Annotated in this window: 13 protein-coding genes and 2 tRNA genes; 9 read left to right on the forward strand and 6 right to left on the reverse strand. The window is 39.7% G+C overall.

Going from position 1 to position 13,063, the window contains the following annotated elements:
* Positions 1–70: 70 nt before the first annotated feature.
* A complete protein-coding gene (locus tag F542_RS00150) occupies positions 71–853 on the forward strand; it encodes an IclR family transcriptional regulator (RefSeq protein WP_025266656.1) in 783 nt (260 codons plus the stop codon).
* A gap of 243 nt (positions 854–1,096) precedes the next feature.
* Here F542_RS00150 and F542_RS00155 read toward each other — a convergent pair.
* From F542_RS00155 to mutY, 5 genes are all read right to left on the reverse strand, one after another.
* Positions 1,097–1,172 (reverse strand) — tRNA-Asn (locus F542_RS00155).
* Between the two features lie 5 nt (positions 1,173–1,177).
* Positions 1,178–1,253: transfer RNA gene (locus tag F542_RS00160), tRNA-Phe, on the reverse strand.
* A gap of 125 nt (positions 1,254–1,378) precedes the next feature.
* Positions 1,379–2,482, reverse strand: a complete 1,104-nt coding sequence (gene mltC / locus F542_RS00165; protein ID WP_025266657.1) for a membrane-bound lytic murein transglycosylase MltC — start codon at positions 2,480–2,482, stop codon at positions 1,379–1,381.
* 1 nt (position 2,483) lies between these two features.
* Positions 2,484–2,756: an oxidative damage protection protein gene (locus F542_RS00170; RefSeq protein ID WP_015433629.1), complete on the reverse strand. Its 273-nt coding sequence runs from the start codon at positions 2,754–2,756 to the stop codon at positions 2,484–2,486.
* 3 nt (positions 2,757–2,759) lie between these two features.
* Entirely contained in the window at positions 2,760–3,863 is a 1,104-nt protein-coding gene (gene mutY, locus F542_RS00175) for an A/G-specific adenine glycosylase (RefSeq protein ID WP_015433628.1), read from the reverse strand.
* 143 nt (positions 3,864–4,006) lie between these two features.
* On the opposite strand from mutY, the gene gloA2 reads away from it, so the two are divergent.
* Both gloA2 and sfsA read left to right on the forward strand, forming a co-directional pair.
* Positions 4,007–4,399: an SMU1112c/YaeR family gloxylase I-like metalloprotein gene (gloA2, locus tag F542_RS00180; protein WP_015433627.1), complete on the forward strand. Its 393-nt coding sequence runs from the start codon at positions 4,007–4,009 to the stop codon at positions 4,397–4,399.
* On the forward strand, positions 4,386–5,099 hold the full coding sequence (gene sfsA / locus F542_RS00185; protein WP_015433625.1) for a DNA/RNA nuclease SfsA: 714 nt from the start codon (positions 4,386–4,388) through the stop codon (positions 5,097–5,099). Before gloA2 ends, sfsA begins: the two co-directional genes overlap by 14 nt.
* 46 nt (positions 5,100–5,145) lie before the next feature.
* Here the strand turns inward: sfsA and F542_RS00190 are convergent, their stop codons facing one another.
* On the reverse strand, positions 5,146–5,733 hold the full coding sequence (locus tag F542_RS00190; protein ID WP_025266658.1) for a YagU family protein: 588 nt from the start codon (positions 5,731–5,733) through the stop codon (positions 5,146–5,148).
* A 224-nt stretch (positions 5,734–5,957) separates the two neighbouring features.
* Between F542_RS00190 and hslV the strand changes: the two genes are divergently transcribed.
* From hslV to F542_RS00220, 6 genes are all read left to right on the forward strand, one after another.
* The gene (hslV, locus tag F542_RS00195) at positions 5,958–6,479 is read left to right on the forward strand and encodes an ATP-dependent protease subunit HslV (protein WP_015433623.1); all 522 of its coding nucleotides are present in this window, start codon (positions 5,958–5,960) and stop codon (positions 6,477–6,479) included.
* Between the two features lie 69 nt (positions 6,480–6,548).
* Positions 6,549–7,874 (forward strand): HslU--HslV peptidase ATPase subunit, encoded by a 1,326-nt coding sequence (gene hslU / locus F542_RS00200; RefSeq protein ID WP_172635306.1) that lies wholly within the window; start codon positions 6,549–6,551, stop codon positions 7,872–7,874.
* Between the two features lie 66 nt (positions 7,875–7,940).
* Positions 7,941–8,642 (forward strand): thioredoxin domain-containing protein, encoded by a 702-nt coding sequence (locus F542_RS00205; protein ID WP_015433621.1) that lies wholly within the window; start codon positions 7,941–7,943, stop codon positions 8,640–8,642.
* Positions 8,639–9,331 carry a 5'-methylthioadenosine/S-adenosylhomocysteine nucleosidase gene (mtnN, locus tag F542_RS00210; protein WP_015433620.1) on the forward strand — a complete coding sequence of 231 codons (693 nt, stop codon included), beginning with the start codon at positions 8,639–8,641 and terminating at the stop codon, positions 9,329–9,331. The genes F542_RS00205 and mtnN overlap by 4 nt, the downstream gene beginning before the upstream one ends.
* A 257-nt stretch (positions 9,332–9,588) precedes the next feature.
* Positions 9,589–10,920: a 30S ribosomal protein S12 methylthiotransferase RimO gene (gene rimO / locus F542_RS00215; protein ID WP_015433618.1), complete on the forward strand. Its 1,332-nt coding sequence runs from the start codon at positions 9,589–9,591 to the stop codon at positions 10,918–10,920.
* Positions 10,921–10,943: 23 nt separating this feature from the next.
* Complete coding sequence (locus F542_RS00220; protein WP_025266660.1) at positions 10,944–13,016, forward strand: UDP-glucose:protein N-beta-glucosyltransferase; 2,073 nt, start codon at positions 10,944–10,946, stop codon at positions 13,014–13,016.
* Positions 13,017–13,063 lie beyond the last annotated feature (47 nt).

Consider the following 13,063-nt stretch of genomic DNA (forward strand, 5'->3'; position numbering starts at 1 on the left):
CTATCTGAAATATAACGTGAAAAATACAAGCGGTATAAAAATTCACAAAATTTACAAAATAGGAGCAAGAATGGAAGAAAAACAGAGTGGTAATCAGAGTCTTATTCGGGGGTTGAAGTTGCTAACTTTATTAGGAAATTTCCCGAATGGTTGCCCGCTGGCAAAATTGGCTGAATTATCGGAGTTAAATAAAAGTACGGTACATCGCTTATTACAGGGATTACAAAGCGAAGGATTTGTACGACCGGCAGCAACAGCAGGAAGTTATCGATTGAGTACTAAATGCTTAAGCTTAGGACAAAAAACACTGGCTTCAATGAATATTATTAATATTGCTGCGCCTTATTTGGAACAGGTAAATTTAAATTTAGGTGAAACGGTGAATTTCTCTAAGCGAGAAGGTTGGCATTCTATTTTGATTTATAAGCTTGAACCAACAGTTGGTATGATGCGTACGCGAGCTTATATTGGGCAACATCAGCAACTTTATTGTTCAGCGATGGGGAAACTTTATTTGGCGTATGATGCTGATGAAACCGCTTTACAACATTATTGGCATATCAATGAGGCAAATATTCAGCAACTGACTTGTTATACTATTACTGAGAAGTCTAAGATGGCGATAGAACTTGAAGAAATTCGGCAACTTGGCTTTGCGATGGATCGTGAAGAGAATGAATTAGGTGTATGTTGTATTGCTGTACCTGTTTTTAACCATTTAGGGCAGATTGAATATGCCCTGTCAGTTTCCGCATCTACTCATCGTCTGAATAAAGACACGCAGGAAAACTTTTTGAAAGAGCTACAAATTGCGGCACAAGGGATTTCAAAAGAGTTGGGATATAACTGCTAAGGTTAAGCAAATAAAAAATGCGACATTACGGGTTGGGGTAATGTCGCAAAATTTGACGATATTGAGGAATCATTTTTGTTGTTATTATGTTGCAAAATATAATACGCTGTTTGTTACAAATAGTCGAAGGAAAATTTCAACAAAATTTAAAAAATTGGAGCAAGATCACATTTTTGAAATTTTTATTTTTGATAGGACAGAAAAGCGAAAACCCTGATGATTTCTCATCAGGGCTTCTGAATATGGCTCCTCCTGCGGGACTCGAACCTGCGACATATGGATTAACAGTCCACCGTTCTACCGACTGAACTAAGGAGGAATTGATGGTGCCTCGAGGCGGAATCGAACCACCGACACGGGGATTTTCAATCCCCTGCTCTACCGACTGAGCTATCGAGGCAGCGTCTTGCTGACGGGGTGCATTATGCTGATTTCAGTCGTGCTCGTCAAATCTTTTTTTCAGAAATTTAAAAAAATGCGTTCAATAGATCGCTTTTTATACGTATCGGATTAAAAAGCAACAAATTAACGAACTTTTAAATATTTCTGCTGTGCTTTATTTACCTTAACAAGATAATTTCTTGCCTGAGAAGAAGGGTGAGCTGTGGTTAAAATTCGATAAACCGCATCAGGTGTTAGATTATTAATACGTTCAATCGCATCCCATTTATCGCGATCAAACACTCTTAATACTGCACCGGCACCACTGTTATACGCTGAAATCATTGCATAACGTTTTGAGGTTGGATTAGTGATTCCTTCCAAATATTCGTCACGCAAAATGGTGAGATACATGGTTCCTGCATCAATATTTTTCTTTGGATCATAGAGATAGGCACGATCAGGCTGACCACTATAGCCTTTACGGACGAAAATATCTCGCCCAGCTGTTTTTGGCACAACTTGCATTAAACCAATCGCATTGGCATAACTTACCGCATAAGGGTTGAAGGAAGATTCCACTTCCATAATACCTAAAATTAAGCTGATATCGATACCATATTGACGAGAGGCTTGACGAACCATTGGGAGATAGCGTCTTGCACGCACTTCAACGTGGTTTGCAATCATTGGAATTGTGACATAGCTCACTCGATGGCCATTTTTGAGTTTGCGAGTTTGTAATTTGTGCTGAATCAGATAGGTTGCAAAATCATTTGCAATGGCAATGTTGGTGACAGAGCGTCCGAAATGATCAACGACCTGCCCCGCTAAGAATGGGTTATTGCTGATTGGCACATCGCCTGAGGCAAATAAATCAATGCCTGAAGCATCTGAACCCATCAACAAGGTATGAATAATAGAATTACGTAGACGGTTTTGATCGCCAAGTGTTTCGATAATGATCTGACCATCATCAAAACTGATATGGCTACGGGTGTAGTATTTATCGGTGTATTTTACGTAGTCTTTTTCGCTGGCTTTGAGTAGTTCGTTTACGCCCCAAATTTCATCAATGCTATGCGAAAATTGTCCGGTTAGAATATCTAAACCACGAGTGTCTTTCGTATAATCAGGACGGACTTTAGTCCCTTTGCTTTTCTTTTTAGGCGAACTAGAACATGATGCCAAAAATGGCACAATGAGTAGAAGAGGCATAAATTTGCCGAATTTTTTAAAATTTTTCATTTTATTTCTCAACTGGAACATAGCCTTCAATATGAACGTCTTTGCCTTCAAATAAGAAATTTACCATCTCGGTTTCTAATAATTTACGGTGTTCTGGATTCATCGTATTTAGTTTTTTCTCATTCATCAGCATTGTCTGCTTTTTCATCCATTCTGCCCATGCTTGTTTGCTGATGGAATCAAAAATTCGTTTACCAAGTTCGCCAGGATAGAGTTGAAAATCCAAACCTTCAGCATCCTGCTTTAAATATTCACAAAATACGGTTCTTGCCATAATTTACCCCTTGTGGTGTGAGAGTTCGTCTAAAATTCGTTTAATCGGTGTTGGTAACCCGACTTGGTTTAACTGATGTAGATCATACCAATAATCGCCCGTTGATGATACGTTCGCCTGATAATTTCCTGATTTTTCTTGCACAGAATTTGTTGGGATTTCCACCAGAATTGGCACAATATCCAGATGAAAATGTGAGAAAGTATGGCGAAAAGCGGTTAATTGTTGCGAAATTTGCAAATTTTTTGCCGAAATAAAGCGCTTGCATTCAGCAAAACTTTCAAATTGTGGGAATGAAAATAATCCACCCCAGATGCCTGCAGAGGGGCGTTTTTGTAATAGAACGGTATTTCCCTGTTTTAATACTGCAAAATAGCCTACTTTTTCAGGCAATGTCTTTTTCGGTTTTTTGGCAGGGTAATCTGCCCACGCTTTCAGTTGATTTGCTTTACAACTATTTTCTAATGGGCAAAGTGAACATTTAGGCTTGGTGCGAGTGCAAATCATCGCACCTAAATCCATCATTGCTTGATTAAAATCCGCTACTTGTTCGGTTGGTGTAACACTTTCTGATAATGTCCACAGTCGATTTTCTACGGCTTTCTCGCCAGCCCAACCCTCAACAGCAAAATAGCGAGAAAGTACACGTTTCACATTGCCATCTAAAATTGGATGCGGTGCATTCAAAACCGAAGATAGCACTGCACCAGCTGTACTACGCCCCACGCCAGATAGCGCTAAAACATCATCAAAATGTGTGGGAAATTCTCCATTAAATTGATCTCGCACTTGCATTGCGGCTTTGTGCAAATTTCTTGCTCGAGCGTAATAACCTAACCCTGTCCAAAGATGTAAAACCTCATCAATATCCGCATTCGCCAAATCAATAATAGTCGGAAAACGTGCGACAAATCGCTCAAAATAGGGAATAACAGTCGCAACCTGTGTTTGTTGCAGCATCACTTCTGATAGCCAAACCTTATATAAGGATTTGTCTTGCTGCCAAGGAAGATGTTTTCGCCCATATTGTTCAAACCATGCTAATACAGATTGAGCAAAGGGAGCATCTGGACGAGATTGAGCAAGAGGAAATTCGGATTTCTTCATATAAATTTAATCAAATACAAAAACAGGCATACTACCGCAAGCGATTAATTTTGGGGAATTTTTTGCAAAATTTTTCAAAAAAAGTACCGTTTGAAAAATGGTTTGATAAGATGGAAAAAATTTATCTATCGTAGGAAATAACAGTGTCTCCCATTCAAGGTTTTCATCATATTGCAATTATTTGCTCCGATTATGCAAAATCGAAACACTTTTATACAGAAATTTTAGGCGCAGAGATTATTGCGGAGACTTATCGCCAAGCGCGTCAAAGTTATAAGCTTGATTTACGTTTTCAAGATGGTTCTCAGATTGAACTATTTAGTTTTCCAATTACTCCACCACGCTTTACTACGCCAGAAACCTGTGGCTTACGCCATTTAGCTTTTCGAGTAAAAAGTGTAGAACAAGCGGTAGCATATCTGCAAAAATTTGCCATTCCCTGCGAACCAATCCGCATTGATGAACTGACTGGCAAAAAATTTACGTTTTTCCGTGATCCTGATGATTTACCTTTGGAGTTGTATGAAATTTCCTGAACTACACAGTGGCATTTTGCTACGCCGTTATAAACGTTTTCTTGCTGACATTCAGCTTGCTGATGGTACTCAAATTACCATTCATTGCCCGAATACTGGTGCGATGACGGGCTGTGCCAATGTAGGTGATACAGTGTGGTTTTCCACATCGAATAACCCTAAACGCAAACATGCACACACTTGGGAATTAACTGAGACCCAATCAGGGTATTTTATTTGTGTGAATACCAATAGAGCAAATCAGCTAGTGCAAGAAGCCTTGCAAAATAAGGCGATTATTGAGCTTGCTGATTATGTTGAAATTTTGCCTGAGCAAAAATATGGCGAAGAAAATAGCCGCATTGATTTTCTCTTAAAAAATGAGAGATTACCCGACTGCTTTGTGGAAGTGAAATCGACCACACTTTTAACTGAAAATGGTGTTGGAATGTTCCCTGATGCCAAGACCGAACGTGGGCAAAAGCATTTGCGAGAATTAATCGTAGTAAGAGAACAAGGTAAGCGAGCTGTAATCTTTTTTGCTATTTTGCATACGGGAATTGAACGCTTTGAAGTGGCTCGCCAGATTGACCCAAATTATGCAGATTTATTAGAAAAAGCGACCGCTTGTGGGGTAGAAGCGCTGTGCTATTACGCTCAAGTAGACATGGAAAATGGTAAACCTGTAGGAATAGTATTAAAAAAATCCGCCCAAGCGTAAGAAATTGCAAGAGCGGATTTTGTGGGGTAATCAATAAAGAATAGGTTTATTGAGCAACTTCAGGATCTGGCTCATTTGTAATGCGGTTACGTAAATCACGGCGGATTACTTCAATTGTCCAAAACCAGAAAATATGCCCGACCATTTCTGAAACATGCTCATAGAACGGCCACTCTGCAACAGGCGGGGTTAAGCCTAATAGTGGGAAAGTTATATAGTGAACACAGATATTTGCGATGATACCCGCTCCAATTCCTTGCCAAAATTTGATTTTTGGAAAACGCTCTGCGACAACGCAGTAACCAATAGCAAAGACTAATGAAAATAGCATATGGGTAACACCAATCCAATTAAATGCATGATCGGCAAAGGTGAATACGGCTTCAGTTGGATCAATGCCGATATAATCACGCAAGAAAACGTGTGGTGGGTTTAAGAACGCTCGAGAACAGACTTCTAATGCCTGTGATGGATCTTTACAGGCGCTAGTGAAAAGATCGATTGGGCTACGTGGTGGGAAGGGATGTTCTGCCCCCCATTTTACGAATGCAGAAATAATCCCTGCAATGATACCGACAAAAATAGCTACGCCATAGCGACGACGTGCTGGATTGGTTTGCTCAAAAAGTCCCATATAAATACTCCAAGTAAAAGTGAAAAGAATTATTTTTTATTTTGAAATAATTATCAAAATTGATGAAATTTTAGCAAAATATCTGCCTGATAGGATATGTATAAAGTCGTTTAATTTGATTTAAATCAAAAAACAAAAGGCTCTTAATTTCTATTGTTTCGCTTGAATTGTGGATTTTTGCCCCCAAATAATGCCTTAATTTTTTACAAAATTAAGGATTAAAAATGACAACGATAGTTTGTGTTCGTAAAGATGGTAAAGTCGCTATCGGTGGTGATGGTCAGGCAACGCTTGGTAATTGCATTGAGAAAGGCACCGTGCGTAAAGTTCGCCGTTTATATAAAGATAAAGTGGTAACAGGCTTTGCGGGCTCAACCGCCGATGCGTTTATTTTACGTGATCTATTTGAGAAAAAATTAGAACTGCATCAAGGGCACTTAGTGCGTGCTGCCGTAGAGCTTGCCAAGGAGTGGCGTACCGAACGCTCGCTTAGACGACTTGAGGCAATGATGATTGTGGCAAATGAGAGTGAATTTTTGCTCGTGTCAGGTTCGGGCGATGTGATTGAGCCTGAGCAAGATGTGTTAGCCATAGGCTCGGGTGGTAATTATGCCAAAGCGGCAGCACTTGCCCTGCTTCGCACTGAAAATAATTTATCCGCCAAAGAAATCGTCGCTGAAGCGTTAAAAATTGCGGGCGATATTGATATTTACAGCAATCATAATCATGTGATTGAAGAAGTGTAGTGATATTTTCCCTTCTCTCCGATGGGGAAGGGGTAACAATGAATTAAAAATAAAAGAATTTTAGGAATAATTATGTCAATGACCCCTCGTGAAATCGTCTCAGAATTAGACGCCCATATTATTGGACAAAAAGATGCCAAGCGTGCAGTGGCAATCGCTCTGCGTAACCGCTGGCGTAGAATGCAACTACCCGAAGAGCTACGTCAAGAAGTTACGCCAAAAAACATTTTGATGATTGGCCCGACGGGGGTGGGTAAAACCGAAATCGCTCGCCGTTTGGCAAAATTGGCGAATGCGCCATTTATCAAAGTAGAAGCCACTAAATTTACCGAAGTGGGCTATGTGGGTAAAGAAGTAGATTCGATTATCCGTGATTTAACCGATGTAGCGGTGAAATTAGTTAAAGCCCAAGCGGTTGAAAAAAATCGTTTCCGTGCCGAAGAAGCCGCCGAAGATCGCATTTTAGATATTTTATTGCCGCCTGCCAAAGATCAGTGGGGCAATGTGCAAGAAAGCGATAACGCTTCTACTCGTCAAATTTTCCGCAAAAAATTGCGTGAAGGTCAGCTTGATGATAAAGAAGTGGAAATTGATGTGGCACAGCAGGTTTCGGTAGAAATTATGACCCCACCAGGAATGGAAGAGATGACTTCACAGTTGCAATCTATTTTTGAGGGAATGTCGCCAAATAAAACCAAAAAACGCAAAATGAAAATCAAAGATGCGTTGAAAGTGTTGATTGATGAAGAAGCAGCAAAATTGGTTAATCCTGATGATCTCAAACAAGAAGCGATTGAAGCCGTAGAACAACATGGTATCGTCTTTATTGATGAGATTGATAAAATCTGTAAAAAAGGTGAACACAGTGGTGGCGATGTGTCTCGTGAAGGGGTGCAACGTGATTTACTGCCAATTATTGAAGGTTCTACGGTAAGCACGAAGCACGGTATGGTCAAAACCGATCATATTCTCTTTATCTGCTCGGGGGCATTCCAAGTGGCTCGTCCATCGGATTTACTGCCTGAATTACAAGGGCGTTTGCCGATTCGTGTGGAACTCAAATCACTCACCAAAGAGGACTTTGAGCGTATTTTAACCGAGCCTAATGCCTCTTTAACCTTACAATATCGTGAGCTAATGAAAACCGAAGGGGTTGAGATTGAGTTTACCCAAGATGGTATTAGCCGCATTGCTGAAAGTGCATTCCGTGTGAACGAAAAAACCGAAAATATCGGGGCAAGACGTTTACACACCGTGCTTGAACGCTTAATGGACGGCATTTCCTTTGATGCTAGCGAACGTAAAGGCGAGAAAATCACGATTGATGAAAAATATGTGGACGAAGCCTTAGGTGAAGTGGTTGAAAACGAAGATTTAAGCCGTTTTATCTTGTAATTTAAATTAAACAAGCGGTGCATTTTGCTGAAAATTTTGCAAGATGCACTGTTTGTCTAGTAGCTTATGAAATTTAAACAACTTTTTTTATTGCTTGTTGTCGCTTTAAATAGCAAGCTTTGGGCGAATGAAACTGCACCATTATTTTACGATGGCAAAGGTTTTTTTACTTATCGCCAAGCTGTTGATGAGGAAATATTGCCTAATGGCAAGCTTAAAGTCGTTTCTTTCTTTGATTATGACTGTGCCAGCTGTGTGATAGCAGATGATTATCTCAAGCAATATGCTAAGTATCATCCTGAAAAGATCGAGTTAGTACGTTATCCTTATTTCAAAAATGGCAAAATTTTTGTGGCTCGATTGCATGCGGCTTTTGAAGTATTAGGAAGACCGGAGTTAAGTGATCTTTATCTTTTTGAAAGTGAAGGTAAAAAAGAGGAAGCTAGCCTAGTTGAAAGTGAAAAAGCGATTGAAAAATGGCTTGAGCGACATCAAGTGGATATTGCTAGTTTTAAGCAGTTGCTTCGGTCTGAACAGGTAAAAGCCAAACTTGATGAATATACAGAATATTATCGAAAGTATAGACCAATCACAGCACCTTTTGTTAGTATCAATGGTAAATATGTACTAGTAAATAGCACACTATTTAATGATGATTATACTTATGCCGTACTTGATCATCTATTTGATAACCAAAATAACCCTGAGGTGCTAGGCTATGCGGCACCCAAGCAAGATAAACAAATGACTCAAAAGGACAATAAATGAAGATAGGCATTATCGGTGCGATGGCACAAGAAGTTGAAATTTTATTAAGTAAGATGGATGATCCTCGCACAATTGAGATTGCAGGTTGTAAAATTTATGAAGGCAAAATCAATGGGGCTAATGTGGCACTATTGCAATCCGGAATTGGTAAGGTAGCGGCAGCGGTAGGCACCACACTTTTGTTGCAAATTGCCAAGCCTGAAATGGTGATCAACACGGGTTCTGCAGGTGGCTTGGATAGCCACTTAAATGTAGGTGATATTGTTATTTCAAGTGAAGTTCGCCATCACGATGTTGATGTAACGGCATTTGGTTATGAAAAAGGACAATTGCCTGCTAACCCTGTGGCATTCATTGCTGATCGTGAACTCATTGACTTGGCAGCTTCAGAGACAGAGAAAGCAGGATTAAATGCAGTATTAGGTTTAATTTGCAGTGGTGATCAATTTATTAATGGTGCGGAAAGTATCGCCCAAATTCGCCAACATTTCCCGCAAGTTGCTGCAGTAGAAATGGAGGCAGCTGCTATTGCACAAGTTTGCCACGCTTTTGATTTACCATTTGTGGTAGTACGCGCAATTTCGGATGTTGCCGACAAAGAATCTCATCTTTCTTTTGATGAGTTTTTACCATTAGCGGCAGAGAAATCGTCTCAAATTGTGCTTTCTATGCTAAAAAATTTGCAATAAGTTTGCGAGCAAGAGAGAGATTTATCACAAATTAAAAACGTCCCTTATTGGCATCGTTAAAGGTTTCTTTACATTCATTCCCTCGCTTTTCACGACAAGCGGTCTATTTCTTTACAAAATTTGCAAAATTCTTGCTGAAATAAACCGCTTGTCGGTCGTTTTTTGTCTTTAAATTCTGTACAATTCCCCTCTATTTTTCCCATTGTTATGAATGGGGTGTTTTATGTCATTACCTATTTTTATTTTTTAGGATTTTTATGAGTTCAGCACCGAATATCGGCTTTGTGAGCCTTGGTTGCCCGAAAAATTTAGTGGACTCCGAACGAATTTTAACGGAATTGCGCTCGGATGGTTATAACATTATCCCCACCTATGAAGGCGCGGATTTAGTCATTGTAAATACTTGTGGTTTTATTGATAGCGCAGTACAAGAATCACTGGAAAGTATAGGTGAAGCTTTAGAAAATAACGGCAAAGTTATTGTAACAGGTTGTTTGGGAGCAAAAGAGAACCAAATTCGTGAGGTTCATCCACAGGTGTTGGAAATCACAGGCCCACACAGCTACGAAGCTGTCATGCAGCACGTACATAAATATGTGCCAAAACCAGAATATAACCCTTACACTAGTCTTGTGCCGAAACAAGGCATTAAACTCACACCGAAACACTATGCTTATCTGAAAATTTCAGAGGGCTGTGATCATCGTTGTACCTTCTGTATTATCCCATCAATGCGTGGCGACTTAGATAGTCGTTCTATCGTGCAAGTGTTAGATGAGGCGAAACGCCTTGTTGATGCAGGCGTAAAAGAAATTTTGGTGGTTTCACAAGACACATCAGCTTATGCCTTGGATAAGAAGAAAGAAAATTCTGCCAAAACCGTATTTTGGAACGGTATGCCAATTAAAAACGATTTGGGGACGTTATGTGAAAAGCTCGGCTCTCTTGGCGTTTGGGTACGTTTGCATTATGTTTATCCTTATCCGCATGTAGATGATTTAATTCCTCTTATGGCAGAAGGGAAAATTCTGCCGTATTTAGATATTCCATTGCAACACGCTAGTCCAAAAATTCTTAAAGCAATGAAACGCCCAGGGAGTATAGAGCGTACATTAGAACGTATTAAAAAGTGGCGTGAGATTTGTCCTGAATTGACGTTGCGTTCTACTTTCATTGTTGGTTTTCCTGGGGAAACAGAGGAAGATTTCCAAATGTTGTTGGATTTCTTAAAAGAAGCGCAGCTTGATCGTGTGGGCTGTTTTAAATTTAGTCCAGTAGATGGTGCAGTGGCAACGGATATGCCGGATCAAGTGCCAGAAGAGGTGAAGGAAGCTCGTTTCCATCGTTTTATGGCGTTGCAACAAGAGATTTCAGCTGCTCGCCTGCAAGCCAAAGTGGGAAAAACCTTGCAAGTCATTGTGGATGAAATTGATGAAGAAGGCATTATTGGGCGCTCGCAAGCTGATGCACCAGAAATTGATGGTGTCGTATATGTAGATAATCTCTCAGGAACAGATGTTGCGGTCGGTCAGATTATTTCGGTCAAAATTACCAATGCAGATGAATATGATCTGTGGGGAACCTGTTAATTTTTAACGTAAAGGGGAAAAATATGTCGCAAGAGCAAAAAACACCAAGCGTAATCCGTTTTGAACAAGCGGTTAAAGCAAAGCAGTATGAGTCTGCATGTAATGAGTTATTAGATATCTTATCCCAAATTGACAGTAATTTTGGTGGTATCAATGGTATTGAATTTAATTGTCCAGAGCAATTAAATAATCCAAATTTATCAAAGGAAAAAACAATCTATTTCTCAACGAGAATGGCAGATTTAATCACTGAGTTATTTAGTGATGAGAGCTTATCATTAACTGTAGGGGGAGCTGTTCGCTTCTTTTCATACCAACGTTGGATTGCGTTATTGTTTGCCTGCTCGCCATATATAAATTCCGATCATATCTTACAGGTATATAATCGTAACCCAGATAAGAGTAATCCAAATAGCGTACATTTGTCGGCTAATCCAAATGACTTAGTGAAATTCTGCATTATGTATCTGCCAGAATCAAATATCTCATTAAATTTAGATGCGATTTGGCAATTAAATCCGACCCTATGTGCTTCAATGTGTTTTGCATTGCAGTCTCCGCGCTTTATTGGGACAAAAGAAGCGTTTGGTAAGCGGGGAGCGATTTTGCAGTGGTTCCCAGAAAAATTAGCACAATTGCCAAATTTAGATAATTTACCATCTAGCATTTCACATGATGTGTACATGCATTGTAGTTATGATGTCGCTGCGAATAAACATGATGTTAAACGCGCTTTGAACCAAGTAATGCGTCGTCATTTGGTAACAAGCGGCTGGGTTGATCGTGATATCAGCAAAATTGGTAAAACAAACGGCAAACCTGTTATGGTGGTGCTGTTAGAACATTTCCATTCAGCGCATTCAATTTACCGTACACACTCAACTTCTATGCGAGCGGCACGTGAACATTTCCACTTAATTGGTATTGGTGGTTCGGCTGTAGATAAAGCGGGGCAAGAAGTGTTTGACGACTTTAGATTGGTGGAAGGGAATACAATCTTTGAAAAATTAAGTTTTGTTAAACGTTTATGTGAAGAATATGGTGCGGCTATTTTCTATATGCCAAGTATTGGTATGGATCTCACTACAATCTTTGCTAGCAATACCCGCCTTGCACCAATCCAAGCAATTGCATTAGGGCACCCAGGTACAACACATTCAGAATTTATTGAATATGTTGTGGTAGAAGATGATTATGTGGGGTCAGAAGCATGTTTTAGTGAGAAATTATTACGCCTACCAAAAGATGCTTTACCTTACGTACCATCTGCTTTAGCCCCTGCTTCTGTTGAGTATCGCTTACGAGAGAATCCGGAGGTTGTGAACATTGGTATTGCCTCAACGACAATGAAATTAAACCCATATTTCTTAGATGCGCTGAAAGCTATCCGAGATCGCGCTAAAGTAAAAGTACATTTCCATTTTGCTTTGGGACAGTCTAGTGGGATTACTCATCCTTACGTTGAACGCTTTATTAAGAGTCATTTAGGCGATTCAGCAACAGCACATCCGCACTCACCTTATCACCAATATATGCAGATTTTACATAACTGCGATATGTTGGTTAATCCATTTCCATTTGGGAATACAAACGGCATTATTGATATGGTCACTCTAGGTTTAGTTGGTATCTGCAAAACAGGGCCGGAAGTGCATGAACATATTGATGAAGGTTTATTTAAGCGTTTAGGTTTGCCTGAGTGGTTGATTGCGAATACGGTTGATGAGTATGTTGAACGAGCTGTACGTTTAGCAGAAAATCATGCTGAGCGTTTGGCTTTACGTCGTCATATTATTGAAAATAATGGGTTGCAAACCCTGTTTACGGGGGATCCAAAACCAATGGGACAAGTTTTTGTACAAAAACTTAATGAGTGGGCAGGATTGCATAACATTGATGTGAGTGATTTTGCTTTTGCACAGTCATCGGGTAAAAAAGTAACGAAAAGTGCAAAAACGGCTGCGAAGAAAACAGTAAAAGTGACAGTAAAGAAATCAGCACAGCCAAAAGAAAGCACAAAAACTAAAAGTAAAACGGAGAAGAAAAAAACAAGCTCAGCGAAAGACGCAGCAAAGACGTCAAAGAAAAAAGCATAAGGCGTGAAAGAGCCGTATAACGCGGCTCTTTTTGCTTAAAAATAAAT

The sequence above is a fragment of the Bibersteinia trehalosi USDA-ARS-USMARC-188 genome (assembly GCF_000521725.1).
Taxonomy (GTDB): Bacteria; Pseudomonadota; Gammaproteobacteria; order Enterobacterales; family Pasteurellaceae; genus Bibersteinia; species Bibersteinia trehalosi.

What these genes read in the sequence shown, in the direction of transcription:
- F542_RS00150 (WP_025266656.1), top strand. Translation starts at nt 71, where the DNA reads ATGGAAGAAAAACAGAGTGGTAATCAGAGTCTTATTCGGGGGTTGAAG.
- mltC (WP_025266657.1), bottom strand. Translation starts at nt 2,482, where the DNA reads ATGAAAAATTTTAAAAAATTCGGCAAATTTATGCCTCTTCTACTCATT.
- F542_RS00170 (WP_015433629.1), bottom strand. Translation starts at nt 2,756, where the DNA reads ATGGCAAGAACCGTATTTTGTGAATATTTAAAGCAGGATGCTGAAGGT.
- F542_RS00190 (WP_025266658.1), bottom strand. Translation starts at nt 5,733, where the DNA reads ATGGGACTTTTTGAGCAAACCAATCCAGCACGTCGTCGCTATGGCGTA.
- mutY (WP_015433628.1), bottom strand. Translation starts at nt 3,863, where the DNA reads ATGAAGAAATCCGAATTTCCTCTTGCTCAATCTCGTCCAGATGCTCCC.
- sfsA (WP_015433625.1), top strand. Translation starts at nt 4,386, where the DNA reads ATGAAATTTCCTGAACTACACAGTGGCATTTTGCTACGCCGTTATAAA.
- hslV (WP_015433623.1), top strand. Translation starts at nt 5,958, where the DNA reads ATGACAACGATAGTTTGTGTTCGTAAAGATGGTAAAGTCGCTATCGGT.
- mtnN (WP_015433620.1), top strand. Translation starts at nt 8,639, where the DNA reads ATGAAGATAGGCATTATCGGTGCGATGGCACAAGAAGTTGAAATTTTA.
- F542_RS00220 (WP_025266660.1), top strand. Translation starts at nt 10,944, where the DNA reads ATGTCGCAAGAGCAAAAAACACCAAGCGTAATCCGTTTTGAACAAGCG.
- F542_RS00205 (WP_015433621.1), top strand. Translation starts at nt 7,941, where the DNA reads ATGAAATTTAAACAACTTTTTTTATTGCTTGTTGTCGCTTTAAATAGC.
- rimO (WP_015433618.1), top strand. Translation starts at nt 9,589, where the DNA reads ATGAGTTCAGCACCGAATATCGGCTTTGTGAGCCTTGGTTGCCCGAAA.